Raw genomic sequence first — 24,091 nt, 5'->3', positions numbered from 1 at the left:
TGTTCCGTGATGCGTTGGAGGGGACTCAACTGCGCGGCACTTGCCGCCCCGGTGTATCGGGGGCCAGTGCGCCGGTTTGCAGCCAGGTCAGCGCGATGGGCCATAGTGTGGCTTGGTATGCGCTGCGAAAAAAGGCGAAATGTCCGACTTCTTGTTCGCCGATGTCCTGCGGTTCGATTCGCAGGTGGGTCTTTTGCGCGTTGTGGAAGTAATCGAGCAGGCGTTCGGTTGCCGGAATGGTTCCGTAAGGATCGTCGCTGATGCTGAGCGCCAGGGTGTTTGCGCGGACGTTGGCGAAGGGCAGATGGCCGTTTTTCGCCAACATCGCCCGACCGCTCGGACGCCGTTCATACCGCGGGGCAGGCGTGCTCCAGTCGCGCACCACACCAGCGGGCGTGTCCTCCAGCCAGCCAAGACGCTTGCCGGGGAAGTAACCGCAAAACAGCGTCAGCAGGGGCATCAGCAAATGCCATTTGCCGAACATGCGCCAGCGATGTTCCGGGGCGTAATCACGCCAGTAGGCGAACTGAGCGCCGACGGTTACCAATCGTCGGATCGCTGATCCGGAAGCGCCGAGCCCCGCCGCACAACCGCCGAAGCTGTGCCCGACCACATCGATCGGCTGGCCGGGAAACTCCCGCTGAGCGCGATTGAGCATCGCCTCGAAATCCAGTGCTCCCCAATCCGTCCACGAGGCCTGCAAATGCCTCATCGACTTCGGCCGCGACTCACCAATACCCCGGTAGTCGAAGATGATCACATCGAAATTGTGGGCGAACAGGTAAGCGGCAAAGCGCGAATAGTGACGGCAACGCACCGAGGTGGCGGCGTTGATGATCACAACCGGGCGCTGTGGGTCAGGTGAAGCGTGGCGCCAGGTGAACCCGCCAAGAACATAACCGTCGGCGGCGGGCTCCCGGAAGGGTTCGTCCTGAACTTCGCCTGTGAGGGCGACTCTGTCCTGAGCATTTTCCAGTGCGTGCGTCTCTTGAAAACCCATGGCTCTCGACCTTCGCGAAGTAGCTGCCAACGATAGTCTCGGCAGCTCTCGTGAACAATCCGTCAGTGTTTATTCACTCGCCTGATTGCGCAGGCGCTCTTCGAGTTGAAGCTGTTCACGATTCAATTCCGCTCGCAATTCATCTTCGCTCGGCAGCACCAGTTTGTAGCTGCTGGCGAACAGTTGTTCATTGCCCTTGAGCATCGAATAGTGCGCAACCGATTCATTCTGTTGCGCACAGAGAATGATCCCGACTGTGGGCCCGTCACCCTCGCTGCGTTTGAGGTCGTCGTACATACGGATGTACATGTCCATCTGCCCGACGTCCCGAGCACTGAGTTTGCCGCGCTTGAGGTCAATGATGACGAAACATTTGAGCAGATAGTTGTAGAACACCAGGTCGATGTAAAAATCATCGTCGCCGGCGCTGATGCGTTGCTGGCGACCGACAAAGGCGAAGCCCTTGCCCAGTTCGAGGAGAAAACCCTGGAGCTGATCGATCAAGGCCTGTTCCAGTTCGGATTCCTGAAGCTTGCCCGGTGAGGGCAGGCCGAGAAACTCCAGAAGGACAGGATCGCGGATGAATTCACGGGGATTGTTTTTCATCGCGGCGATGTTGGTGGCTGCCTCTGCATAGACGTCGGTCCTGTCTCTGCTCATCAACAGACGTTCGTAGTAGAGCGTGTTGATCTGCCGATCCAGAGCGCGGCTTGACCAGTTTTGCGAGGCGGATTCGTTCATGTACCACTGCCGGGCTGATTCGCTTTCGACCTGCAAAATCCTGCGGTAATGGGTCCAGCTCAATTCGAGACGCAGTGCGTCTCGAATTGGAAAGAGCTGATAAAACTGCCGCATTTTTCGAAGGTTGGTTACGTCAAAGCCTTTTCCAAAGTCTGTAGTCAGCCCTTTCGCCAATGTGGCCAGTAAAAACTTTCCATACCCGGCCCGCCGGGCCCCCTGTTGTTCAAACTCGACAATATGCCGCCCGATCTGCCAGCAGGTCTGGACCTGAATCGTGTCGACCGTTCGCAATACTTTCTTTCGCGCTTCACGTATCAAGTCACCGAGGTTGCCCAGTAACGAATCGAGTTTCGGATCTTGCGTATCAGCAGGTTCAAGTTGGCTCATCAGGTCTTCCGGCTCAGGAGAAACAGAAGCGAGAGCATGCCAATAACCCACGGCTTGGCGATGCCGGCCATGTCTGGTTCAACTGAAGGAAGGGTGAACGGTTTTTGCGGGAACTGACCGAAGACGGCATTGATTGGGGAATACAACGCGTAGTCCTTTTCGCACCCAGGACAACTCCCAATCAATCTAAAACCAGCCCCGCATCGTAAAATCTAAACAGGAGTAACGATTGGGTTCTGCGAGAACCCGGGAGTACTCATCATGAAACGCGTCACTTCACTCATGTTGCCCGTCGCCGCTGTGGCGATTCTGATGTTTCCGCTCATGGCACAGGCCACGAGTGCCGAGCCTATCGAAAGCGCCGGCGTGCAAGTCCAGCAGCAACAGCAGAACGGGATTAATTATCTGTCCGGCGGGATTGGCCTGGACGAGTCGCGGGCGATTCAACAGTCCGCTGGTTACAACTTGCACATGACCTTCGCGGTCGGTGCGCAAAATCTGTACACCTCGGACGTCGACCTCGTTGTGCAGAAAGCGACGGGGCAACCGGTGCTTAATCTGAACCAGATCGGGCCTCTGGTTTATGCACAGTTGCCTCCGGGCAAATACACCGTGGTCGCTACCCGCAATGGCGAGGTGCGCCGGGACGTTGCCAATGTCGGCAGTGGTGCAGCCAGCAATCTGGTGTTCCATTGGGACTGGCATCAATAGCGTCGGTAAGGACGGGATTTGCCCTGAATCCCGTCCTTCGCGATCACTTGCGCACTTTCCGGTAGATCCGTAAGCCGAACAGCGCAACGCTCACCAGCATCAGGGGGATGAGGCTTTGCCACACGACTTCGAACCAGTACCGGCGCGGTTGCAGATCCCGGAGGAAAGTTGTGCGCGGGCCGCGGTTCGTCGTCGTAATCGAGCCACTGATCAGGCTGTCGATGATCAGGTAGATCGACGCGCCAATGGCGAACGTGATCAACAGCCCGACAAGCAGGGTCAGCCAGAATGAAGTCCGGCTCTGCCGATAAGGTGGCGGATGGGGCAGGGGGACGCGGGTTCGTTTCTGGTTCATCGACGTGATGACCCTCTTCCGTAAGGGGCGGCCAAAGTAGCGCGGATCCGCGGTGACCGAAACCCGTCAGCGTTGAAAACTCATCGTTCAATGATTGATACTGTTTCTCATTAACGCCCGTGAAAGGATCACATTGGCTCAGTCAAACGAACCCGGACTCGCCCCTCGATGCCGCCAGCCCCCCGCCTGTTGCTGAGTTTTCAGGAACACTACGACGACTTGCTGAATTACCTGACCCGACGCATGAGCGACCGGCAGCGAGCGGCCGACGTGGCGCAGGAAACCTATCTGAAGCTGCTGAACATCGACGAGTCGGTGGCGGTGCTCAACGACCGTGGTTTCATCTTCCGGGTGGCGGGCAATCTGGCAATCGATACTTTGCGTCGCGAGCAGCGATTGAGCGGCAGTCTCGGCGACGATCTGGAATATTCCCAGGTCGTCGATCCTGCCCCCGCGCCGGAGGCGGCGTTTCTGGCCAAGGAGCGTCTGGGGATTCTCGACGACGCCCTGCAGCAGTTGTCGCCCAATGCGCGGCAGGCATTGCTGCTCAATCGCCTCGAAGGCTTGACCCAGGCGCAAATCGCCGTTGAACTGGGCGTCTCCGAAAGCATGGTGGCCAAGTACATTGGCCAGGCCCTGCGTCACTGTCGCGACTGGTTGAAGACCAACCATGCGTGACCTTTCCCTTTCCAGCCACGATGCCGCCATGACCGACCCTTCGCAAAGCCTTGAAGACACCGCACTCGACTGGGTGGTGCTGCTCAACTCGGGCAAGGCCACTGCGGCCGATCGGCTCGCCTATCAGCAGTGGTGCAGTGAAAGTCCGGTTCATCAAACCCTGGCCGATGAGGCGCAGATGCTGTGGTCGATGATCGGCCAGACTTCAACCGCCAGGCAGCACCCGAAAACGCACCCGGCTGCACGTCGGCGCAGGCACTGGTGGCCGGCGCTGGCTGCATCGGTGGTGCTGGCGATTGCCGGAGTGACAGGCTGGCAGCAATGGCCGGCGCTCAGCTCCGACTATCACACCAGCGTCGGCCAGCAGCAGCGCGTAACGCTGCCCGATGGCAGCCAGGTCATCCTCAACAGCGCCAGCGCGTTTTCGCTGGCCTATTCCAACGATGAGCGCACCGTGATCCTGCGCGAAGGTGAAGCGTTGTTCGAACCGGCATCCGATCCCCGGCCGTTTGTCGTGCGCATAGGCGATGAGCGTGTGCAGGCCAGTGGCGGAGCCTTCAGCGTACGCCGCGAGGGTGACGCCGTGACACTGGTGGTCAGCACCGGTCAGGTTCAGCTCAGCGGCCAGCACCAGCCGATGCTGGTGCAAGCCAATCAGCGACTGGAGCATCAGCCCGGCCAGCCACTGCTCGCCGGACAAAAAGTCGACGCCGCAAGTCTGACGGCCTGGCAGCGCGGCAAGCTGATTTTCAACGGGCGCCCGCTGGGCGAAGTGATCGGCGAGCTGGAGCGTTATCAGCACGGCAGGATCCTGATCTCCGACCGCGAACTGGCGGCGCTGCCGGTCAGCGGTGTGTTCGAACTGAACGACCCGCAAGGCTCGCTGCGAACGCTAGAGCAACGCTATCCGCTGAAGGTCACCTACCTGCCCTGGTTGGCGGTGCTGCACTGATCTGAAACTTTTTTCATAAAGCGACTGCAAGTTCCTTCCTGCCGAATCGTCGTAGTGGGACTGAGAAGAAACTCATTCTCATTGACGCATTCATTTTGGCTGGGAAGGAAGACGTGAAAGGTATGTTCAAGCAGTCGGCACAGACGCGCAGCAACCACGGCAGAAACATCGTGCACCGGACCCTGTTGGCTCAGGCGATCATCGCCGGCCTGTTCGGCTCCGCGCTGGTGCAGGCACAGCCCCGGAGCAGCGTCGCGCAGGAAACCGGCGCACAACAGCGCCAGGTGACGCTCTCGTTGCCTTCCCAGTCCCTCGATCAATCCCTGACCGCATTTGCCGATCAGGCCGGCTTGCGCCTGCTCTACACCACCGCCGACGTCGAAGGCGTGCAGGCCGATGCGCTGAACGGTTCGATGAGCGTTGCCCAGGCGTTGCAGACGCTGCTGGCCGGCAGCGGCATGAACTGGGAATTCAGCGACGCGCGGACGGTGATCCTCCGCCGTGCAAAGGCACCGGCGGATGCCATGACGCTCAAGCCGATCGAGGTCAGCGTGGCTTCGCGCACCAGCACCGCCATCAGTGAGATTCCCGGTACGGTGTGGGTCGTCGATCAGACCCAGTTGCGCGAACAACTGCAGACCGGTGTCAGCCTCAAGGAGGCCATCGGCAAACTGGTGCCGGGCCTCGACCTGGCGCCGGAAGGGCGTACCAACTACGGCCAGAACATGCGCGGGCGCAACGTGCTGGTGATGATCGACGGCGTCAGCCAGAACAGCTCGCGCGGGTTGTCGCGCCAGTTCGACAGCATCTCGCCGTTCAACGTCGAGCGCGTCGAAGTGCTGTCCGGTGCCAGTGCGATTTACGGCGGTGGCGCCACCGGCGGCATCATCAACATCGTCACCAAGAAGGCCACTCCGGGCCCGGCGCAATTCGAAACCCAGATCGGTGCCAGCAGCGGCTTCAACAACAGTGACGATCTCTCCACGCGCATCGCGCAATCGGTCAGCGGCGGCAACGACAATATCAGCGGTCGCCTCGGAATTGCCGGCGAGCAGAACAAGGCGTTCTACGACGGTGCTGGCGACCAGATCTTCATCGACAACACCCAGACCGACCTGCAATACAACCGCACCATCGACGTCATGGGCAGCCTGGCGATGCGCTTCAACGACGAGCAGACCCTCGATCTGCTGGCGCAGTATTACGACTCGGGTAACAACGGCGACACCGGCATCTACTTTCCCAACCTGAAATACCAGAAGCCGTCGAATCTGGAAGACGCCGAACTGCGCAGCGGTTACTCCACCGACCTCGATCCGCGCACCAAACGCGTACTGCTCAATGCCAACTACCACCACAGCGATGTACTGGGGCAGGACTTCTACCTGCAAGCGTCGTATCGCAAGGAAGACAACAACTTCTACCCGTTCCCTTACTACAACACCGGCAAACCGGTGGGTTCCAAGGGCGTGTACTTCGCCGCTTCGCAACAGAACTTCGAGGTCAGCAGCCTCAAGGCGCTGTTCGCCAAGGAGTGGCAATCCTTCAAGTTCACCTATGGCGTGGACCTGGATCGCGAGCGCTTCAACGCCGAGCAGAGCACCTTCGATCAGCGCGTGTCTTCGGAAAGCGGCGGGCTGGATCTGGATACGTTGAGCAAGGCACCGCGCTATCCGAGCTACCGCGTCGATGGCCTATCCGGTTACGGCCAGCTCGACTGGTACGCCACGGACAACCTGACCGTCTCCGGCGGCATGCGCCGTCAGCAAATGGACGTGGATGTCGGCAACTTCAAAGGCATCGCCGGCGGCAGCAACGATTACGCCGTCAACCTGTACAACCTCGGCACCATCTACGACTTCAAGAACGGTCATCAAGTGTGGGTCAACTACGGCGAAGGTTTCGATCTGCCGGACCCCGCCAAATTTTACGGCAAGCCGGGCCTGAGCGTCGCTGACAACCCGTTGGCCGGCATCAAGAGCCGTCAGGTGGAAACCGGCTGGCGCTACTCCGACAGCGACTGGGACGCTCAGGCGGCGCTGTATTACATCTGGTCGGACAAAGTCATCACCACTGACAGCGCCACCCTGACCATCGACGTGATCGACCAGAAGAGCCGCGACTACGGTTTCGAAGGTGCGCTGACCCGACACTTCCAGAGCGGCTGGGAAGCGGGCAGCACCCTGCACCTGGTGCGTTCGGAAGAAGAGGGCGCCAACGGCAGCTGGATCAAGCGCGACGCCCGCTATGCTTCGCTGTCGAAATCCACCGCGTTCGTCGGCTGGAAGGGCGACCGTACCAGCGCCCGCCTGCAAGGCAATCACGCCTTCACCCTCAAGGACGATGCCGACCACAAGATCAGCGGCTACACCACCTTCGACCTGCTCAGCAGCCGCGACACCGAATTCGGCACCTTCAGCGGCGGCATCCAGAACCTGCTGGACAAGCAATACAGCACGGTCTGGGGGCAGCGGGCGACGCTGTTCTACTCGCCGACCTACGGCCCGGCGTACCTGTATGACTATCAGGGTCGTGGGCGGACGTATACGTTGAGCTGGTCGATGGCTTACTGATCGGCTGAAAAGACAAAACCCGCGATCTCTGGAAAGGGATCGCGGGTTCTTTTCGAGCTGCGAGATGGGTCGGATTCCGCCGCCATCAAATCGCAGGCATAAAAAAACCCTGAATCTTGCGATTCAGGGTTTCGGTATTTGGTGCCCAGAGACGGAATCGAACCGCCGACACGGGGATTTTCAATCCCCTGCTCTACCGACTGAGCTATCTGGGCAACGGGGCGCATTAAAAGGGTTTTTCGGATTTACGTCAACGACTTTTTTAAAATTTCTTAAATTAATTCCGTCGCTTACGATCAGGCCCCCGATTTCCGCTGATTATTCCGCTGGCGGAACGTAGCCTTCGGCCTGGGCGTATTCCTCGCCGGAGAAGTACTTGTCCATTTCGCCCTGCAGATATTTGCGGTCTTCGGCGTTCATCATGTTCAGGCGTTTTTCGTTGATCAGCAGGGTCTGGTGTTTCTGCCAGTCGGCCCAGGCCTTGGCCGAGACGTGTTCGAAGATGTCCTGGCCCTTGGCGCCCGGGTACGGTGGGCGCTCCAGACCTTCGAGTTGTTCTTTGTACTTGCGGCACATTACGGTGCGGGTCATGTCGACTCTCCTGCATTCAAGACGGCGGCCGCGCGTTCGAGCAAGGTCTTGACCGGGGCGGCGAGGCCCAGGCGCGGCGGGGTGGCGAGGTTATACCAGAGCCAGTCGGCCTCGGCCACGTGACCGCCGGCTTCCTGCACCTGGACCAGCCAGGGTTCGATGGACAACTGGAAATGGCTGAAGGTATGGACGAGGCTTGGCAGCGCCTGCTGCTCGCCCAGTTCCAGCGAGTGCTGCGCGGCGAGGTGTGGCAGGTCGTCGAGGTCGTCGAGTTCCGGCAGGCTCCACAAACCGCCCCACAATCCGCTGGACGGGCGGCGATAAAGCAGAATCGCGCCATCCTCGTTGGCCAGCAGCGGCATCAGCGTGCGTTTCTGCGGGATGGCTTTACGCGGCTTGGGAATCGGGTAGCGCGTCTCCAGGCCGAGCATGTGTGCTTCGCAGCCCTTTTCCAGTGGACACAGCAGGCAGCTCGGTTTGCTGCGGGTGCACAGCGTGGCGCCCAGATCCATCATCGCCTGGGTGTAGGCGTTGACCCGATCCTGCGGCGTGAAGCGCTCTGCGTTGGCCCACAGCTGTTTGGCGACCTTCGGTTCGCCTGGATAGCCTTCTTGCGCAGTAAACCGCGCCAGCACCCGTTTGACGTTGCCGTCGAGGATCGGCGCGCGCAGGCCCATGCTGATGCTGGCAATCGCACCGGCAGTGGACAGGCCGATGCCCGGCAAGTCCGTGAGCTTCTCGACATCCCGGGGAAACTCGCCGCCGTACTGGCTGACGACGATCTTCGCGGTCTTCTGCAGGTTGCGCGCACGAGTGTAGTAACCCAGGCCCGTCCACAGGTGCAGCACTTCGTCCTCCGGCGCTTCGGCCAGGGCTTCGACCGTCGGCAACGCGGCCATGAAACGGTCGAAGTAATTGAGCACGGTGCTGACCTGAGTCTGCTGCAACATGATCTCGGACACCCACACCCGATACGGGGTGATGTTCTGTTGCCAGGGCAAATCATGGCGGCCGTGGCGGTCGAACCATTCCAGTACCGCCGTGGAAAACTGCTCCGCTCTCATCGCTTGAACAGCCCCTTCAATGCGTTTTTCAGTTCCGGGCTGACTTTGTCGCCCAGTTTCTCGTCGATTTTTTCGCTGAGCTTGTCGCCGGCCATTTTGGTCGCGACCTGGCCGAGGCGCTCGTTGTCCACGCGGCAGGCCTTGGCGCCCAGCTCCAGAGGGCCACGGCAGCGCAGCGGCCATTCGATACCGACGAATTTCTCGCCGACCTGGCAGGCCGGGTCCGGCATGGCGCTGGTGTCGCCCTCGACGATGATGCCGACGCGATAGTCCATGCCCAGCACTTTCAGGTCGATGTCGCCGTCACCGTTGACGGTCATCCCCGGGATGCGCACTTTCAGGTCCGGGTTGTTGGCCACGCCGTTGCGGAAGGTCAGGTTGCCCTTGAGCTCCTGGAACGGCGTGTCCTTGCCCCGCGGCTCGCCGCTCAGGGATTTGCGGTTGAGGGTGGCGATGCCTTTGCACAGCTGCTGTTCAAGGTTGGCGTTGAGCAACACGCCGTTGTTGATCACGAAACTGGCGTTGCCGTTGAGGGTATCGATCAGCGCTTGCTGGCTGTTGCCGCTACCGGTGACGGTGCTGGTGAGGTTCACCAGGCCTTTGACCGGCGGATTCTTGCCCTGGCTTTCGAGGATTTTTTCCACCGGCACGCGGTTGATCCGGGTTTGCAGGTTCAACAGCGGTGCATTCGGGCGCACGTCCAGCGTGCCCTTGGCTTCGAATTCGCCGTTGTACAACTCGCCGCGCAGGTTTTCCAGGGTCAGCAGGCCGCCCTGGCCGGTGGCTTTCAGTGCGGCGTTCTGGATCGGCAATTTGTCGAGGGTCAACTGGCCGAAGGTCAGGTCGGCGTTCACGTCCAGTTTGCTCAGGCGCTCCACCGGGAACAGGCGCTCGGTGCTCCAGGCGCTTTTGCTCGGTTTGTCCGGCAGCGGGGTGCTGCCGGCGCTGGCCATGGCATCGGCTTCGGTGCTGGCGACTTCGGTCTGGCGCGCCTGGGTGGCGCTGGCGGCTTTTTCCGATTTCGGCGGCAGGTAGCGGTCGACATTGAAGGTGTCGGCCTTGAGGATCGCCCGCAGAGATTGCTTGGCGAAGTCTTCGACGGCGATGCGGCCGCTGAAGCTGCTGTCATCGAGTTTCAGGTTGATGTTGTCCAGCGCCAGACTGGTGGGCGTGGCAGCGACACGGCTGACCAGCTCGACCTTGCTCAGGCTGCCTTCGGCCATGGCCGGCAGGGTCTGGCCGATGCTGTCGACGAACTTCGCCAGGTCGAACTGGGCGATGGAGATCGCGCCGGTGATTTGCGGGGTCTTGTCCAGATCGTTGGCCTTCAGTTCACCCAGTGCGCGCAACTGGTTGGCGGAGATCTTGATCCCGGTCCATTCGGCGACGTTGGCGGCCTTGTCGAGCAACATCTGGCCCTGGGCGGAGAACGTCATGGCTTTGCCTTGCAGCGGATCGCCGGTCAGTTCGCCGGAGAGCTTCAGGTCTTCGAACTTGTAACGTTGCAGGGCGCGCTCGATGCGCAGCTCGCCATTGAGCTCGGTGCGTACCCGCAGCACGGGCTGATTGGTGCTGAGGAACGCCGTGGCTTTCAGCGGAATGTTGGTTGAATCGTGGACCGCACCGGTGCTCAGCTGGATGCTTTCGGCGCTGAACTGCTTGCCGGTCTGCTCGTCGTTGTACTCAACCCGTGCGTTGTTGACGGTCAGGCTGTCGATGTCGAGGCGGATCGGCTGCGGTGGCTTTTCCGGCTGGGCAGGTGTTTCGGCGACCGGTTCGCCGGCGGCCGCTGGCGGGGTGCTGCCCGGCGCAGGGGCGGCAGTCGGCAGCTTGCCGATGTCTTCCCAGTTGCCGTGGCCGTTCTTGTCACGGTTCAGGCGCAGGTTCAGGCCTTCGACGCGCACGTCGCTCATCTGCACTTCGCGGCGCAGCAGCGGCAGCACGCGCACCGACAGACCAAGCATCTGCAGATCGGCATACGGCTCGTCAGGCTTGATCAGGGTGGCGACGCTGGCCTCGTGCAATTCCAGGCCAAGCCACGGGAACAGGCTCCAGCCGATATCGCCATTGAGCGTCAGCTCGATGTGGGCCTTGTCGCGGGCTATCTGGCGGATCTCGTTTTTGTAGTCGTTGGGATCGAAGAAGTGGGTCAGGGCGAAGCCCGCCGCCACAATGATCAGCAACAGCCCGAGAAGTACCAGACCCAGGATTTTGCCGAACGCTTTCATGGGCGAGTCCTTGTAGTTAGTCGAATTCGTAATTTAGCCGGGGAGTATAGCGCTGCCTGACCCCGTGCTGGTGCGGTGTCCTGAGGAGCCTCTTGAACCGCGGCGTGCAGCGCTTCGACAACGGTCGGCGGGAGGGTTCCCCGGTCATATGGGATCAGATGACTCGAAAAAGGTGATATCAGTTTGGTTTTTCTGTCACGTGCAGATGGTAACCTTCGCCCGTTCGTCCGTCCCTCTGCGACTTTTGGTCGCGCTTCAAGGAGCTCCACCCACTAACACGGTCATGCCTGCGTGCATAAAGGCCGGGGGTGAGCAGCGGCTGACGAACACATACTAATAATTGGGGGATACACAATGAGCACGAGCATCACGGCGGACGGCCTCAGCGCCGCCCAGCCTGCGTTCCTGTCCAAGGAACGCATCATCGCCAAGCCCGGTTTCAACCGCTGGCTGGTACCACCGGCCGCTCTGGCCATCCACTTGTGCATCGGCATGGCCTACGGTTTCTCGGTGTTCTGGCTGCCGCTGTCCAAAGCGCTGGGCATCACCGCACCGGTGGCTTGCGCGCCGGACATGGGCTTCATCGCACAAGTCTTCTCGTCGCAATGCGACTGGCCGATCTCCATGCTCGGTTGGATCTACACCCTGTTCTTCATCTTCCTCGGCTGCTCGGCAGCGATCTGGGGCGGCTGGCTCGAACACGCCGGGCCACGCAAGGCCGGCGTTGTATCGGCACTGTGCTGGTGCGGCGGTCTGCTGATTTCCGCGCTGGGTATTTATACTCACCAGATCTGGCTGATGTGGATCGGCTCCGGCGTGATCGGCGGTATCGGTCTGGGCCTAGGCTATATCTCGCCGGTCTCGACCCTGATCAAGTGGTTCCCGGACAAGCGCGGCATGGCCACCGGCATGGCGATCATGGGTTTTGGTGGCGGCGCGATGGTCGGCGCTCCACTGGCAACCGCACTGATGAGCCATTTCGCTTCGCCGACTGGCGTGGGCGTATGGCAGAGCTTCGTGGCCATGGCCGCGATCTACTTCGTGTTCATGATCGGTGGTGCACTGGCTTACCGCGTGCCGCCAACCGGCTGGAAGCCTGAAGGCTGGACCGCACCGGCGAAAAAAGCCTCGAATGCGATGATCACCCACCGTCACGTTCACGTGAATGTAGCGTGGAAAACCCCGCAATTCCGTCTGGTGTGGCTGGTGCTGTGCCTGAACGTGTCCGCCGGTATCGGCATCCTCGGCATGGCTTCGCCACTGTTGCAGGAAGTGTTCGGCGGCAAGCTGCTGGGCAATGATCTGCCGTTCGGTCAGCTGGATGCCGGGCAACTGGCCTCGATCGCAGCGATTGCGGCCGGTTTCACCGGTCTGTTGAGCCTGTTCAACATCGGCGGTCGGTTCTTCTGGGCATCGTTCTCGGACTACCTGGGCCGCAAGAACACTTACTTCGTGTTCTTCGCACTGGGTTTTGCGCTGTACGCGCTGATCCCGAACCTCGGTCACCTGGGCAACGTTGCGCTGTTCGTGGCGGCGTTCTGCATCATCCTGTCGATGTACGGCGGTGGTTTTGCGACCGTTCCGGCCTATCTGGCCGACCTGTTCGGTACGCAAATGGTTGGCGCGATCCACGGTCGTCTGCTGACCGCCTGGGCCGCCGCTGGCGTGCTGGGTCCGGTGCTGGTGAACTATCTGCGTGAATATCAGTTGAGCATCGGCGTTGAACGCGCCGCGGCTTACGACATCACGCTGTACATTCTCGCCGGCCTGCTGGTGCTGGGTTTCCTGTGCAACCTGCTGGTGCGCCCGGTGGCGGACAAGTACTTCATGACCGACGCCGAACTGGCGGCCGAGCAGGCGCTGGGCCACGACAAGGGTGCTGACAGCAGCACTGTGCTGGAGTGGAAAGCCGCGCCGGGCAGCAAGCCGCTGGCAATCGCTGCGTGGCTGGTGGTCGGGATTCCGTTGGCGTGGGGTGTGTGGGTGACCCTGCAGAAGACGGCGGTTCTGTTTCACTAAAAAGCTGAAGTTGCCGGCCTGATATCTCAGGCCAGCACCAAAACCTGTGGGAGCGAGCCTGCTCGCGATTGCGGTCTGACAGTCGACAGTGATGTTGAATGTGCGGCCCTCATCGCGAGCAAGCTCGCTCCCACAGTTGTTTCGGGCTGTCTGAAATGGCTTGTATGGACATGTCTATCCCCGACAACACGGGCTTCTATCCGTCTGCCATATCACGTCTCGTGTTTCTGTTTCGGCCCCGCGCCCCTATAATGGCTGCCTTTTTCGCCCAATGATTTTGCGGAGCTGGTGATGGCCGAACGTAAGGCGTCTGTCGAGCGCGACACTCTGGAAACCCAGATCAAAGCCTCGATCAACCTTGATGGCACCGGAAAGGCCCGATTCGATATCGGTGTTCCTTTTCTTGAGCACATGCTGGATCAGATCGCCCGTCACGGGTTGATCGACCTGGATATCCAATGCAAGGGCGATCTGCATATCGACGACCACCATACCGTGGAAGACGTCGGTATCACCCTCGGCCAGGCCTTCGCACAAGCCATCGGCGACAAGAAAGGCATCCGTCGCTACGGCCACGCCTACGTGCCGCTCGATGAAGCGCTGTCGCGTGTGGTCATCGACTTCTCCGGCCGTCCGGGCCTGCAGATGCACGTGCCGTACACCCGCGCCACCGTTGGCGGTTTCGATGTCGACCTGTTCCAGGAATTCTTCCAGGGCTTCGTCAACCACGCGCTGGTCAGCCTGCACATCGACAACCTGCGCGGCACCAACACTCACCACCAGATCGAAACCGTGTTCAAGGCTTTCGGCCGCGCGCTGCGCATGGCCGTCGAACTGGATGACCGCATGGCCGGCCAGATGCCTTCGACCAAGGGCGTGCTGTAATGCAGACGGTTGCAGTCATCGATTACGGCATGGGTAACCTGCACTCGGTGGCCAAGGCCCTCGAGCACGTCGGCGCTGGCAAGGTGCTGATCACCAGCGATGCGGACGTGATCCGCGAAGCCGACCGCGTGGTTTTTCCCGGCGTCGGCGCGATCCGCGATTGCATGGCGGAGATCCGTCGCCTCGGTTTCGACTCGCTGGTACGTGAAGTCAGCCAGGATCGCCCGTTCCTCGGCATCTGCGTCGGCATGCAAGCCTTGCTCGACACCAGCGAAGAGAACGACGGCGTCGACTGCATCGGCCTGTTCCCGGGCGCGGTGAAGTTCTTCGGCAAAGACCTGCATGAAGACGGCGAGCACCTGAAAGTCCCGCACATGGGCTGGAACGAAGTGAAGCAGTCGGTGGATCACCCGCTGTGGCACAACATTCCGGACCTGGCGCGTTTCTACTTCGTGCACAGCTACTACATCGCCGCCGGTAACCCGCGCCAAGTGGTCGGCAGCGGTCATTACGGTGTCGATTTCGCCGCAGCGCTGGCCGAAGGGTCGCGTTTCGCCGTGCAGTTCCACCCGGAGAAGAGCCATACCCATGGCCTGCAATTGCTGCAGAACTTCGCAGCGTGGGACGGTCGCTGGTAAATGGCCGCCAAGAAGAAACCGCCGATCCTGACCCTCACGCCCGAGCAGGAAAGCGACGCCAATCGCAAGATCCAGCGGTTCATGGAGGATCGTTTCGAACTGGACCTGGGTTCGTTCGAGGCGGCGGAAATTCTTGAGCTGTTTACCCGCGAAATTGCTCCGCACTATTACAACAGGGCGATTTTCGATGTGCAGACCCACCTCAAGGAGCGGTTTGAAAGCATCGAAAGCGACCTGTGGGCGCTCGAGAAAAACTGATTTCCGAGCCAAGCTGAACATTCAAATTTGAAGGTTTGCCAGATGCTGATTATTCCCGCTATCGATCTCAAAGACGGTGCCTGCGTACGTCTGCGCCAGGGCCGCATGGAAGATTCCACAGTGTTCTCCGATGACCCGGTGAGCATGGCTGCCAAGTGGGTGGAGGGCGGTTGCCGCCGTCTGCATCTGGTCGATCTGAACGGCGCTTTCGAAGGCCAGCCGGTCAACGGCGAAGTGGTGACCGCGATTGCCAAGCGCTACCCGAACCTGCCGATCCAGATCGGCGGCGGCATCCGTTCGCTGGAAACCATCGAGCACTACGTCAAGGCTGGCGTGAGCTACGTGATCATCGGCACCAAGGCTGTTAAAGAGCCGGCGTTCGTTGCCGAAGCCTGCCGCGCGTTCCCGGGCAAGATCATCGTCGGCCTCGACGCCAAAGACGGTTTTGTCGCCACCGATGGCTGGGCTGAAATCAGCCAGGTGCAGGTCATCGACTTGGCCAAGCAGTTCGAAGCTGACGGCGTGTCCTCGATCGTTTATACCGACATCGCCAAAGACGGCATGATGCAGGGCTGCAACGTACCGTTCACCGCCGCGCTGGCTGCTGCCACCAGGATCCCGGTGATCGCTTCCGGCGGCATTCACAACCTGGGTGACATTAAGTCGCTGCTCGACGCCAAGGCGCCAGGCATCATCGGCGCAATCACCGGCCGGGCGATCTACGAAGGCACTCTCGACGTCGCCGAAGCGCAAGCTTTCTGCGACTCGTACCAAGGCTGAGGACTGACCATGGCGCTGGCCAAACGCATCATCCCTTGCCTGGACGTGGACAACGGCCGGGTCGTCAAAGGTGTGAAGTTCGAGAACATCCGTGACGCCGGCGACCCGGTGGAAATCGCCCGTCGCTACGACGAGCAGGGTGCCGACGAGATTACCTTTCTCGACATCACCGCCAGCGTCGATGGTCGCGACACCACGCTGCACACCGTCGAGCGCATGGCCAGCCAGGTGTTCATCCCGTTGACCGTCGGCGGTGGCGTACGTACCGTGCAGGACATCCGCAACTTGCTCAATGCCGGTGCGGACAAGGTGTCGATCAACACCGCTGCCGTGTTCAACCCGGAATTCGTCGGCGAAGCGGCGCAGCATTTCGGTTCGCAATGCATCGTCGTCGCCATCGATGCGAAGAAGGTGTCCGGCCCGGGCGAAACCCCGCGCTGGGAAATCTTCACCCACGGCGGCCGCAAACCGACCGGCCTCGACGCGGTCGAGTGGGCGAAGAAAATGGAAGGCCTGGGTGCCGGTGAAATCCTCCTGACCAGCATGGATCAGGACGGCATGAAAAACGGCTTCGACCTTGGCGTGACTCGCGCCATCAGCGATGCGCTGGGCATTCCGGTGATCGCTTCCGGTGGCGTCGGCAACCTGCAGCATCTGGCTGACGGGATTCTCGAAGGCCACGCCAGTGCAGTACTGGCGGCGAGTATTTTCCACTTCGGCGAATACACCGTTCAGGAAGCCAAAGCCTACATGGCTAAACGCGGCATCGTAATGCGTTAAACCATACAGGCCAGTGGACAGCATGGCGTACCCGAGGCACTCTTGGGCACGCCATGGATTTCGGTAGCCCGACATGATCAAACGCCTGCTTCTCGCCCTCGCCAGTGCCTCCGTGTTGTTGATCAACACTGGCCACGCCGCAGAAAATCCCGACACCGATCTGGTGCTCCTCACCGAAAACTTCCCGCCGTACAACATGGCGAAGAACGGCAAGAATTTCGCCCAGGACGAAAACATCAACGGCATCGCCACGGACATCGTGCGCGAGATGTTCAAGCGTGCCGGCATCACTTACAGCCTGACCCTGCGCTTCCCCTGGGAGCGGGTCTACAAGCTGGCGCTGGAGAATCCCGGTTACGGTGCTTTCGTCATGGCGCGTCTGCCGGATCGCGAGACCCTGTTCAAATGGGTCGGCCCGATCGGCCCGGATGACTGGGTCATGCTGGCCAAGGCCGACAGCAAGATCACCCTCGAAACCCTCAATGACGCGCGCAAATACAAGATCGGCGCTTACAAGGGCGATGCGATTGCCGAGACCCTGGCCAAGCAGGGCCTGAAGCCGGTGGTGGTATTGCGCGATCAGGACAACGCCAAAAAGCTTGTCAGCGGCCAGATCGACCTTTGGGCCACCGGCGATCCTGCCGGGCGTTATCTGGCTCGGCAGGATGGCGTGACCGGGCTGAAGACTGTGCTGCGCTTCAACAGCGCCGAACTGTATCTGGCGCTGAACAAGGAAGTGCCGGACGCCGCCGTTGCCAAACTTCAAGCCGCGCTCGATCAAATGCGCAAGGACGGCGTGGTCGACGAGATCATGGGGCGGTATCTGTAGTCACCATCACTTGTTCCGTCGGCAGGACGGGGATTTCATCCTGCCCGAAAGAGGCCTCGCCCTGTTCATGATCGGATGCCTTCGGCGAGGGGCAGGTGATCACGGCGTCTTTTTCGGACGGGTACTGGCTCAGAAAGAGGCTTTCGTCATCGCTGTACTCGACGCCGAATGTCACTGCCGTGTTGTCCACACGCAGCAGCCGGTACTCGCTCTGCAATTGATATACCGCAACCATCGTGTTTTTCGCTGCCAGGGCGACAACCTCCAGGGGATAGAATTTCCCCCATCCGCCGGACGATGTTTCGGTGTGAGTGAAGGTTTTGGTCAGGCTGGCCGAAAATCGTATCGCCCAGTTATCACCGGGTGTCCTGATCGGCCAGGCCCTGTCGAACTCGATGGCTGTCAGTCGATTGAACACTTGCAGTAAAGACGCATTTTGAGCCCGCGCTGCCGTCCATTTGACAGATCGATATTGGTCCCCCGCGTTATGCTCGTGACCGACCAACACGTACCGATCCGCTCTTTCAAGGCGGTAGTACGGCGATAGCCGCAGCTGTTCGAGCGGGTGCATATCGTCTCTGACTGCGAACCACGGAAGCCGGGTGACCTGAGTAACCGTAGCCGGCTCGATGGGGGAGGGCGATCCGAACCCCGACAGCATCGGGGTTGCTGGCGCGGCGTTAGACTGCACGGTGAGCGGTACTCGCAACGCGTAGGAAGCCAGGTATGACGAAGGTCTGGAATGGCTCTGCACGCCGGTGAACGTGCCGGGTAAAAAGCAGATTTCTCCTGCTTCCGCGATCGGTGGCTCAATACTCCAAGCGCTGAAGTTCTGCTTTGCGCCGCTGCCTTTATCACTCCAGATCAACGGGCCGGCAGTGGCAGGCGTTACCAGATCCATACGTACGCAACGTACCGAATTGACCGATGGTTTTTCATGATCACTGGCGCATACCAGACCAAGAGCGACGTAGCCTTCAGGAGGGATCGGGCGCCAGATCGAGACGTAGGTTTTTGCGCCCGAGCCTGAGTCCTTCCAGACCAGTTCGAAGTTGTCGGGCCGCCTGAGTGCTTTGCCCTTGGTGCTGTCGATGCTCGGGGAGTCCGCCTCTCGTACAACGGCCGCAACGTTCGTGCCGTTGATGTTGGCAAATCCGGGAATCGCAATATCGCCCATCGAGAAATAACCCGGCAACACATCGGGGGGCGGGGCGGGGCGCCAGAAGCCGGCCGGGCTCGAGCGAAGGTTTTTGGTGTCCCACACCCGCTGAAATTCTGTGGTGAAGCTGATCAGCAGGTTGTCGAGCTTGATGGGTTCCATTGGCCGCGAAGGGGCGGCGTTGTTGTCATTGATCGTCATGGTAATTCCTGATAGTGAAAGGCGACTCGGCTGAGTCGCTACCGGTTGCAGGTTTCACTATCCGGAAGTGGGTGAGGGGGCTGGCGGTAACTATGTATGGGCCGGCATTAGCGATAGACACCGTCTTTGCCATGAGCGGCCGTGGCGCGATTGCTGCGCACACTGATCATCTGCTTTATGTCGATCCACTCGATGCCTTGAGCTTTCAGCTTCGGCAGCTCCTGCTCCAGCACCGCCAGCGTCTGTGGATAAGGATGGCCGATCATCACCGCCGAACCCTGTTTACGCGCCAGAGTGATCGCGGTCTGCAGTTGGGTATAGATCGCCGCTTCGGTGCGCTCGTCATCGAGAAACACGTCCCGCGAAACGCTCGCCAGATCGATCTTCTGCGCTTGTTGCGCAGCGACGGTCTGGGCGCTGGTGCGGCTGTCGACGAAGAACTTGTGGCGGCGTTGCAGCTCGCCCATCAACCACGCCATCGCCACCGGTTGTGCCGTCATGCGGCTGCCCATGTGGTTGTTGATGCCGGCGGTGTACGGGACCATTTTGAATGCAGCGTCGAGACGCTTCTCAAGCTCTTCGATGGGCAGTTCGGGATGCCAGGCGAACGGGCCGGTGGCCGGGTCCATCGGCATGTGCAGGATCACGATCTTGCCGGCGCGATGGGCTTCGCGGGCGAATTCGGTGGCGTGCGGGGTGTCGGGCATGATCGCCGTGGTGACCGGTCCGGGCAGGGCCAGCACGCGACGATCCCGAGGCAGGTTCTGCCCCAGGTCGTCGATGATCAGTGTCAGGTAGGCTTTTTGCGGTGTCGGTCTGGCAGGTTCTGCGTGAACAGCACCCGCCAGACAGCACAGCAGGGCAAAGACGAAACGCAAAGACATCCTCAACGGCCGGACGTGATGCTCAGGCCTTTGAGCAGGCTCAGGGCCTGGGCCAACTGGTAATCGTCATCCTGCGGCATGGCTTTCGGCTTGCCGCCGGAGCCGGTCGGTTTGTCCGCGCCGCCGTTACCGTTGCCCAGGTGACCCTGCAGGTCGGCTTCCTTGAAGTAGTCGCCGTCCGCCTCGTTGGTGATCTTGGCCTTGCGCACTTCGATGTCCGGGACGATGCCCTGGGCCTGGATCGAGCGGCCATTCGGCGTGAAGTACAGCGCGGTGGTGATCTTCAGCGCACGGTCGTTGTTCAGCGGCAGCACGGTCTGCACCGAGCCCTTGCCGAAACTGGTGGTGCCCATGACCACGGCGCGTTTCTGGTCCTGCAGGGCGCCGGCGACGATTTCCGAGGCCGAGGCACTGCCACCGTTGATCAGCACGACCATCGGTACCGCTTCGCTTTCGTCCTTGCCGGTGGCGGAGAAGCGCAGCTCGGAGTTGGCGATCCGGCCTTTGGTGTAGACGATCAGGCCCTTGGTGATGAAGTGGTCGACCACTTCCACCGCTGCCTGCAGCACACCGCCCGGGTTGTTGCGCAGGTCGAGGATGATGCCGTTGAGCTTCTTGCCGTTGTCCTTGCGCAGCTTGGCCAGGGCCTTGGAGACTTCCTCGCCGGTCTTGACCTGGAACTGGGTGATGCGGATCAGGCCGTAACCCGACTCGAGCAGTTGCGCCTTGACGCTCTTCACCTGGATCACCGCACGGGCCAGAGTCACATCGAACGGCGTACCGCCGTCACGGACCAGGGTCAGGGTGATTTTCTGGCCGATCTTGCCGCGCATCTTGTCCACGGCTTCGGTCATGGTCTGGCCGCGGGTCGGTGCGCCGTTGATCTTGACGATGAAGTCACCGGCCTGGATGCCGGCCTTCGACGCTGGCGTATCGTCGATTGGCGACACGACCTTGATGAAACCGTCTTCCGAGCCGACTTCGATGCCCAGGCCGCCGAACTCACCGCTGGTGCTTTCCTGCAGTTCGGTGAAATCTTCCGGGCCAAGGTAGGCCGAGTGCGGGTCGAGGTTGCTGAGCATGCCCTTGATGGCGTTTTCCAGCAGGGTCTTGTCGTCCACCGGTTCGACATAGGCGGCCTTGATCCGGTCCATGACCTCGGCAAAGGTGCGCAGCTCTTCCAGCGGCAATGGGGCCTTGGAAGTCGCGGCAGTGCCTGCCGGAGCGACAGCCGGGGCCGGTTGAGCGGCAAACGCCAGAGGCGCGCCGATCACCAGGGCGATCGTCAGGGCCAGCGAGGTAAGGCGGGACAAATGCAGCATGTCGAACGAACTCCTGAATTAGGCGACGCGCTTATCCTTGCGCGTGACACCATTGCGCCGGATCACTCGGGTGACCCTGCTGACGAATTGCGAAATACAGCGCTGGTGTGTCCTGCCCGCCACTGCTACCGACAGTGGAGATGGACTCACCGGCTTTTACCACGTCACCAGCCGACTTCAGCAGCGTCTGGTTATGACCGTAAAGACTCAGAAAACCGTTGCCGTGATCGAGGATCACCAGCAGCCCGGCACCGCGCAACCAGTCGGCAAACACCACGCGCCCGCCGTGTACGGCGTGCACCTGGCTGCCGGCGGCGGCGCTGATCATCACGCCGTCCCACTTGGTGCGGGCATCGTCGCCACGGGTTTCACCGAAGCGTGCCAGCAGTCGACCATCAACCGGCCATGGAAGTTTTCCCCGGGTGGCAGCAAAAGGGCCGCCGAACGTCTCGCCGCTGCTGGAAACCAGCGCGCCAGGTGTGGGTCTGGCTTGTTTTCGCGGGGCGTCGCTGGTGTCCGAGTCCGCATCGGCGCGGGCCTGGGCCTCACGTAAACGCTTTTTTTCGGCTTCCTGCTGGGCGATGAGCGCTTTCTGCCGCGCTTCTTCTGCCTCACGGGCCTGGCGGGCCAGGGTTTCTTCAATGGTTTTAAGGACTTTAGACAGGTCTGCCTGATCCTGCTCGCGGGCGGCCAGTTTCTGGTCGCGGGCTTTCACGTCGTCATTGAGCTTGGCCAGAACTTGCTGGCGCTCCTTGCGAACCTTGTCGAGGGCGTCACGCTGGGTGTCGAGGTCGCTTTTCTGCACCAGCAACTGGGCTTGCTGCGAGGAAATGTCTTTTTCGACATTGGCCAGCTGACGCAGGGTTTCGTTGAAGTTCTTCAACTGCTCCAGGCGGGCCTGGCTCAGATAGTCGTAATAGGTGAGGGTGCGGGCGAATTTCTCGGGATTCTGCTGATTGAGCAGCAGCTTGAGGTATTCCTGCCGGCCGTTCTGGTAGGCCGCGCGGGCCTGGATGGCGATCAGTCGCTGCTGTTCAGTGCGCGCGCTCTGGAGTTTTTTTTTCTCCGCATCGAGCCGCTGCAGCTCGGATTCGCTCTTCTTCAGCTCTTTTTGCAGGGCATCGACCTGCTTTTCGAGCTTGCCCATCTCGGTTTCGGTGCCCTTGAGCTCCTTTTGCACCCCGGATTTTTCTTCCTGGAGCTTGCCCAGCAGCTTTTTCAGCTCGGCGATGTCCTGACGCGTGGCGTCCAACTGCTGTTGGGTTTGCGCACGCTCGTCAGCGAAGGCCGGTTGGAGCAGGCATGTCAGAGCGAGGGCGATCAGGACGCGAAGCATAGGGGCGGGCGGCACCAGGGTAAGGGACGGCCTAGTATGCCCGCCCCACGCGGCAAAAAAAACGCCTCAAAGCCAACTGCTTTGAGGCGTTCGTCATAAAAAGCCGTTTCAGGCTGATTACAGGGCGTTTTTGATATCAGACCAGAATCGAAGTGCCAGTCATTTCCGCCGGTTTTTCCAGGCCCAGCAACTTGAGCATGGTCGGCGCCACGTCCGCCAGTACGCCGCCTTCACGGACCTTGAGGTCACGCTTGCCGACATAGATGAACGGTACCGGCTCGGTGGTGTGCGCGGTGTGCGCCTGGCCGGTGGCTTCGTCGGCCATTTGCTCGACGTTGCCGTGGTCGGCCGTGATCAGGGCTTCACCGCCGACTTTTTCCAGGGCCTCGACGATGCGGCCGACGCAGGTGTCCAGGCATTCCACGGCTTTCACCGCTGCTTCGAACACGCCGCTGTGGCCGACCATGTCGCCGTTGGCGTAGTTGACCACGATCACGTCGTAGCGCTGATTCTCGATGGCATCGACGATGCGGTCGGTGACTTCCGGCGCGCTCATTTCCGGTTGCAAGTCATAGGTGGCGACTTTCGGCGACGGGATCAGAATGCGCTCTTCGCCCGGGAACGGCTCTTCGCGACCGCCGGAGAAGAAGAAGGTCACGTGGGCGTATTTCTCGGTTTCGGCAATACGCAGTTGAGTCTTGCCGTTTTTCGCCAGGTAGTCGCCGAGCACGTTTTCCAGGCTGCCCGGCGCGAAGGCTGCGGGGGCCGGGATGCTGGCGGCGTACTGGGTCAGGCCCACGTACTGCACTTTTGGCTGGCGTGCGCGCTCGAATTCCTTGAAACCGTCTTCGACAAACACACGGCTCAGCTCGCGGGCACGGTCGGCGCGGAAGTTCATGAACACCACGGCGTCGCCGTCTTCAACTTTTACTGGCTCACCGATGCTGGTGGCCTTGACGAACTCGTCGCTCTCGCCACGGGCGTAAGCGGCTTCCAGGCCTTCCTGGGCGGTGGCGGCGTTGAATTCGCCTTTACCATCAACGATCAAGTTGTAGGCCTGGGATACGCGGTCCCAGCGGTTGTCGCGGTCCATGGCGTAGTAGCGGCCGATGAGGCTGGCGATGCGGCCCTTGCCGAGTGCCTGGAAGGTCGCGTCGAGCAGTTCGATCGACGAAGCAGCGCTTTTCGGCGGCGTGTCACGGCCGTCGAGGAAGGCGTGCAGGTAGATCTTTTCGGCGCCACGCTTGAAGGCCAACTCTGCCATGGCGATCAGGTGATCCTGGTGGCTATGAACGCCGCCGTCCGACAGCAGGCCCATGAAATGCACGGCCTTGCCGGCGGCCACGGCTTTGTCCACGGCGGCGCAGATGGTCGGGTTCTCGAAGAACTCACCGTCGCGGATCGCCTTGGTCACGCGGGTGAAGTCCTGATACACCACGCGGCCGGCGCCCAGGTTCATGTGGCCGACTTCGGAGTTGCCCATCTGGCCGTCCGGCAGGCCGACGTCCATGCCGCTGCCCGAGATCAGGCCGTTCGGCACGGTGGCCCACAGGCGATCCAGCACAGGCTTTTTGGCCGCGAAGACGGCGTTGGATTCGGGGCTGTCGCTGTGACCGAAGCCGTCGAGAATCATCAGGACCAAAGGTTTAGGCGTGGTAGTCATGGAATCCACTCGTGGCTAATAAAGAAGAGGGCGATGGAAAAGGGAGTGGCAGTTTAA

22 protein-coding genes, 1 tRNA gene and 1 pseudogene are annotated in these 24,091 nt (G+C 60.8%); 11 read left to right on the top strand and 13 right to left on the bottom strand.

The window, feature by feature from the left end; genetic code table 11:
* Nucleotides 1-25 precede the first annotated feature (25 nt).
* From AC07NR_RS15525 to AC07NR_RS15515, 3 genes are all read right to left on the bottom strand, one after another.
* Nucleotides 26-1,000, bottom strand: a complete 975-nt coding sequence (locus AC07NR_RS15525) for an alpha/beta hydrolase family protein (RefSeq protein WP_495078893.1) — start codon at nucleotides 998-1,000, stop codon at nucleotides 26-28.
* Between the two features lie 69 nt (nucleotides 1,001-1,069).
* Complete coding sequence (locus tag AC07NR_RS15520; protein WP_495078892.1) at nucleotides 1,070-2,128, bottom strand: PDDEXK nuclease domain-containing protein; 1,059 nt, start codon at nucleotides 2,126-2,128, stop codon at nucleotides 1,070-1,072.
* Nucleotides 2,128-2,274, bottom strand: a complete 147-nt coding sequence (locus AC07NR_RS15515; protein ID WP_423204704.1) for a hypothetical protein — start codon at nucleotides 2,272-2,274, stop codon at nucleotides 2,128-2,130. The genes AC07NR_RS15520 and AC07NR_RS15515 overlap by 1 nt, the downstream gene beginning before the upstream one ends.
* Before the next feature lie 115 nt (nucleotides 2,275-2,389).
* Here AC07NR_RS15515 and AC07NR_RS15510 point away from each other — a divergent pair, with 115 nt between their 5' ends.
* Nucleotides 2,390-2,839 carry a carboxypeptidase regulatory-like domain-containing protein gene (locus AC07NR_RS15510; RefSeq protein WP_114881085.1) on the top strand — a complete coding sequence of 150 codons (450 nt, stop codon included), beginning with the start codon at nucleotides 2,390-2,392 and terminating at the stop codon, nucleotides 2,837-2,839.
* Nucleotides 2,840-2,882: 43 nt separating this feature from the next.
* Here the strand turns inward: AC07NR_RS15510 and AC07NR_RS15505 are convergent, their stop codons facing one another.
* A complete protein-coding gene (locus AC07NR_RS15505; protein ID WP_495078891.1) occupies nucleotides 2,883-3,194 on the bottom strand; it encodes a hypothetical protein in 312 nt (103 codons plus the stop codon).
* Between the two features lie 168 nt (nucleotides 3,195-3,362).
* Between AC07NR_RS15505 and AC07NR_RS15500 the strand changes: the two are divergent.
* The 3 genes and pseudogenes from AC07NR_RS15500 to AC07NR_RS15490 all read left to right on the top strand — a co-directional run.
* A pseudogene (locus tag AC07NR_RS15500) lies at nucleotides 3,363-3,857 on the top strand (RNA polymerase sigma factor); the annotation flags it as partial.
* Between the two features lie 7 nt (nucleotides 3,858-3,864).
* Nucleotides 3,865-4,824: a FecR family protein gene (locus AC07NR_RS15495; RefSeq protein WP_495078890.1), complete on the top strand. Its 960-nt coding sequence runs from the start codon at nucleotides 3,865-3,867 to the stop codon at nucleotides 4,822-4,824.
* A gap of 122 nt (nucleotides 4,825-4,946) precedes the next feature.
* Nucleotides 4,947-7,397 carry a TonB-dependent receptor gene (locus tag AC07NR_RS15490; RefSeq protein WP_495078889.1) on the top strand — a complete coding sequence of 817 codons (2,451 nt, stop codon included), beginning with the start codon at nucleotides 4,947-4,949 and terminating at the stop codon, nucleotides 7,395-7,397.
* Between the two features lie 139 nt (nucleotides 7,398-7,536).
* Here AC07NR_RS15490 and AC07NR_RS15485 read toward each other — a convergent pair.
* The 4 genes from AC07NR_RS15485 to AC07NR_RS15470 form a co-directional block, all read right to left on the bottom strand.
* A tRNA-Phe gene (locus AC07NR_RS15485) sits at nucleotides 7,537-7,612 on the bottom strand.
* Between the two features lie 103 nt (nucleotides 7,613-7,715).
* A complete protein-coding gene (locus tag AC07NR_RS15480) occupies nucleotides 7,716-7,988 on the bottom strand; it encodes an oxidative damage protection protein (protein WP_085712761.1) in 273 nt (90 codons plus the stop codon).
* The gene (mutY, locus tag AC07NR_RS15475) at nucleotides 7,985-9,052 is read right to left on the bottom strand and encodes an A/G-specific adenine glycosylase (RefSeq protein WP_192552731.1); all 1,068 of its coding nucleotides are present in this window, start codon (nucleotides 9,050-9,052) and stop codon (nucleotides 7,985-7,987) included. The genes AC07NR_RS15480 and mutY overlap by 4 nt, the downstream gene beginning before the upstream one ends.
* Nucleotides 9,049-11,280: an AsmA family protein gene (locus AC07NR_RS15470; RefSeq protein ID WP_495078888.1), complete on the bottom strand. Its 2,232-nt coding sequence runs from the start codon at nucleotides 11,278-11,280 to the stop codon at nucleotides 9,049-9,051. The genes mutY and AC07NR_RS15470 overlap by 4 nt, the downstream gene beginning before the upstream one ends.
* Before the next feature lie 354 nt (nucleotides 11,281-11,634).
* Here AC07NR_RS15470 and AC07NR_RS15465 point away from each other — a divergent pair, with 354 nt between their 5' ends.
* From AC07NR_RS15465 to AC07NR_RS15435, 7 genes are all read left to right on the top strand, one after another.
* A complete protein-coding gene (locus tag AC07NR_RS15465; protein WP_085712763.1) occupies nucleotides 11,635-13,299 on the top strand; it encodes an OFA family MFS transporter in 1,665 nt (554 codons plus the stop codon).
* Between the two features lie 291 nt (nucleotides 13,300-13,590).
* Nucleotides 13,591-14,184, top strand: a complete 594-nt coding sequence (gene hisB / locus AC07NR_RS15460) for an imidazoleglycerol-phosphate dehydratase HisB (protein ID WP_085712764.1) — start codon at nucleotides 13,591-13,593, stop codon at nucleotides 14,182-14,184.
* Nucleotides 14,184-14,822 (top strand): imidazole glycerol phosphate synthase subunit HisH, encoded by a 639-nt coding sequence (gene hisH / locus AC07NR_RS15455; RefSeq protein ID WP_085712765.1) that lies wholly within the window; start codon nucleotides 14,184-14,186, stop codon nucleotides 14,820-14,822. The genes hisB and hisH overlap by 1 nt, the downstream gene beginning before the upstream one ends.
* Nucleotides 14,823-15,080, top strand: coding sequence for a DUF2164 domain-containing protein (locus AC07NR_RS15450; protein ID WP_085712766.1), 258 nt, complete (start codon nucleotides 14,823-14,825; stop codon nucleotides 15,078-15,080). It begins immediately after the preceding gene.
* Nucleotides 15,081-15,122: 42 nt separating this feature from the next.
* The gene (hisA, locus tag AC07NR_RS15445; RefSeq protein WP_248738628.1) at nucleotides 15,123-15,860 is read left to right on the top strand and encodes a 1-(5-phosphoribosyl)-5-[(5-phosphoribosylamino)methylideneamino]imidazole-4-carboxamide isomerase; all 738 of its coding nucleotides are present in this window, start codon (nucleotides 15,123-15,125) and stop codon (nucleotides 15,858-15,860) included.
* A gap of 9 nt (nucleotides 15,861-15,869) precedes the next feature.
* Nucleotides 15,870-16,640: an imidazole glycerol phosphate synthase subunit HisF gene (hisF, locus tag AC07NR_RS15440; RefSeq protein WP_007909211.1), complete on the top strand. Its 771-nt coding sequence runs from the start codon at nucleotides 15,870-15,872 to the stop codon at nucleotides 16,638-16,640.
* 73 nt (nucleotides 16,641-16,713) lie between these two features.
* The gene (locus tag AC07NR_RS15435; RefSeq protein ID WP_248738627.1) at nucleotides 16,714-17,469 is read left to right on the top strand and encodes a substrate-binding periplasmic protein; all 756 of its coding nucleotides are present in this window, start codon (nucleotides 16,714-16,716) and stop codon (nucleotides 17,467-17,469) included.
* Here AC07NR_RS15435 and AC07NR_RS15430 read toward each other — a convergent pair.
* The 5 genes from AC07NR_RS15430 to gpmI all read right to left on the bottom strand — a co-directional run bounded on the left by AC07NR_RS15430 (nucleotide 17,450) and on the right by gpmI (nucleotide 24,034).
* Nucleotides 17,450-18,829: a Vps62-related protein gene (locus AC07NR_RS15430; RefSeq protein WP_248738626.1), complete on the bottom strand. Its 1,380-nt coding sequence runs from the start codon at nucleotides 18,827-18,829 to the stop codon at nucleotides 17,450-17,452. The two genes, AC07NR_RS15435 and AC07NR_RS15430, sit on opposite strands and share 20 nt — an antisense overlap.
* 107 nt (nucleotides 18,830-18,936) lie before the next feature.
* Nucleotides 18,937-19,713: a divergent polysaccharide deacetylase family protein gene (locus tag AC07NR_RS15425; RefSeq protein ID WP_495078887.1), complete on the bottom strand. Its 777-nt coding sequence runs from the start codon at nucleotides 19,711-19,713 to the stop codon at nucleotides 18,937-18,939.
* A gap of 2 nt (nucleotides 19,714-19,715) precedes the next feature.
* A complete protein-coding gene (locus AC07NR_RS15420) occupies nucleotides 19,716-21,035 on the bottom strand; it encodes a S41 family peptidase (RefSeq protein ID WP_085712771.1) in 1,320 nt (439 codons plus the stop codon).
* A gap of 31 nt (nucleotides 21,036-21,066) precedes the next feature.
* On the bottom strand, nucleotides 21,067-22,371 hold the full coding sequence (locus AC07NR_RS15415) for a murein hydrolase activator EnvC family protein (protein WP_495078886.1): 1,305 nt from the start codon (nucleotides 22,369-22,371) through the stop codon (nucleotides 21,067-21,069).
* Nucleotides 22,372-22,507: 136 nt separating this feature from the next.
* Nucleotides 22,508-24,034: a 2,3-bisphosphoglycerate-independent phosphoglycerate mutase gene (gene gpmI / locus AC07NR_RS15410; RefSeq protein WP_119428658.1), complete on the bottom strand. Its 1,527-nt coding sequence runs from the start codon at nucleotides 24,032-24,034 to the stop codon at nucleotides 22,508-22,510.
* Nucleotides 24,035-24,091: the final 57 nt, after the last annotated feature.

The sequence above is a fragment of the Pseudomonas sp. GW821-FHT09C09 genome, from assembly GCF_059418105.1.
The sequence above is the reverse complement of the archived record's forward strand: the minus strand, read 5'-3'. Positions and strand labels throughout refer to the sequence as shown.

What these genes read in the sequence shown, in the direction of transcription:
- gpmI (WP_119428658.1), bottom strand. Translation starts at nt 24,034, where the DNA reads ATGACTACCACGCCTAAACCTTTGGTCCTGATGATTCTCGACGGCTTC.
- AC07NR_RS15435 (WP_248738627.1), top strand. Translation starts at nt 16,714, where the DNA reads ATGATCAAACGCCTGCTTCTCGCCCTCGCCAGTGCCTCCGTGTTGTTG.
- AC07NR_RS15525 (WP_495078893.1), bottom strand. Translation starts at nt 1,000, where the DNA reads ATGGGTTTTCAAGAGACGCACGCACTGGAAAATGCTCAGGACAGAGTC.
- AC07NR_RS15480 (WP_085712761.1), bottom strand. Translation starts at nt 7,988, where the DNA reads ATGACCCGCACCGTAATGTGCCGCAAGTACAAAGAACAACTCGAAGGT.
- AC07NR_RS15520 (WP_495078892.1), bottom strand. Translation starts at nt 2,128, where the DNA reads ATGAGCCAACTTGAACCTGCTGATACGCAAGATCCGAAACTCGATTCG.
- hisF (WP_007909211.1), top strand. Translation starts at nt 15,870, where the DNA reads ATGGCGCTGGCCAAACGCATCATCCCTTGCCTGGACGTGGACAACGGC.
- AC07NR_RS15470 (WP_495078888.1), bottom strand. Translation starts at nt 11,280, where the DNA reads ATGAAAGCGTTCGGCAAAATCCTGGGTCTGGTACTTCTCGGGCTGTTG.
- hisB (WP_085712764.1), top strand. Translation starts at nt 13,591, where the DNA reads ATGGCCGAACGTAAGGCGTCTGTCGAGCGCGACACTCTGGAAACCCAG.
- AC07NR_RS15415 (WP_495078886.1), bottom strand. Translation starts at nt 22,371, where the DNA reads ATGCTTCGCGTCCTGATCGCCCTCGCTCTGACATGCCTGCTCCAACCG.
- AC07NR_RS15420 (WP_085712771.1), bottom strand. Translation starts at nt 21,035, where the DNA reads ATGCTGCATTTGTCCCGCCTTACCTCGCTGGCCCTGACGATCGCCCTG.
- AC07NR_RS15450 (WP_085712766.1), top strand. Translation starts at nt 14,823, where the DNA reads ATGGCCGCCAAGAAGAAACCGCCGATCCTGACCCTCACGCCCGAGCAG.
- hisA (WP_248738628.1), top strand. Translation starts at nt 15,123, where the DNA reads ATGCTGATTATTCCCGCTATCGATCTCAAAGACGGTGCCTGCGTACGT.
- AC07NR_RS15490 (WP_495078889.1), top strand. Translation starts at nt 4,947, where the DNA reads ATGTTCAAGCAGTCGGCACAGACGCGCAGCAACCACGGCAGAAACATC.
- AC07NR_RS15510 (WP_114881085.1), top strand. Translation starts at nt 2,390, where the DNA reads ATGAAACGCGTCACTTCACTCATGTTGCCCGTCGCCGCTGTGGCGATT.
- AC07NR_RS15505 (WP_495078891.1), bottom strand. Translation starts at nt 3,194, where the DNA reads ATGAACCAGAAACGAACCCGCGTCCCCCTGCCCCATCCGCCACCTTAT.
- AC07NR_RS15430 (WP_248738626.1), bottom strand. Translation starts at nt 18,829, where the DNA reads ATGACGATCAATGACAACAACGCCGCCCCTTCGCGGCCAATGGAACCC.
- AC07NR_RS15495 (WP_495078890.1), top strand. Translation starts at nt 3,865, where the DNA reads ATGCGTGACCTTTCCCTTTCCAGCCACGATGCCGCCATGACCGACCCT.
- AC07NR_RS15465 (WP_085712763.1), top strand. Translation starts at nt 11,635, where the DNA reads ATGAGCACGAGCATCACGGCGGACGGCCTCAGCGCCGCCCAGCCTGCG.
- AC07NR_RS15425 (WP_495078887.1), bottom strand. Translation starts at nt 19,713, where the DNA reads ATGTCTTTGCGTTTCGTCTTTGCCCTGCTGTGCTGTCTGGCGGGTGCT.
- hisH (WP_085712765.1), top strand. Translation starts at nt 14,184, where the DNA reads ATGCAGACGGTTGCAGTCATCGATTACGGCATGGGTAACCTGCACTCG.
- mutY (WP_192552731.1), bottom strand. Translation starts at nt 9,052, where the DNA reads ATGAGAGCGGAGCAGTTTTCCACGGCGGTACTGGAATGGTTCGACCGC.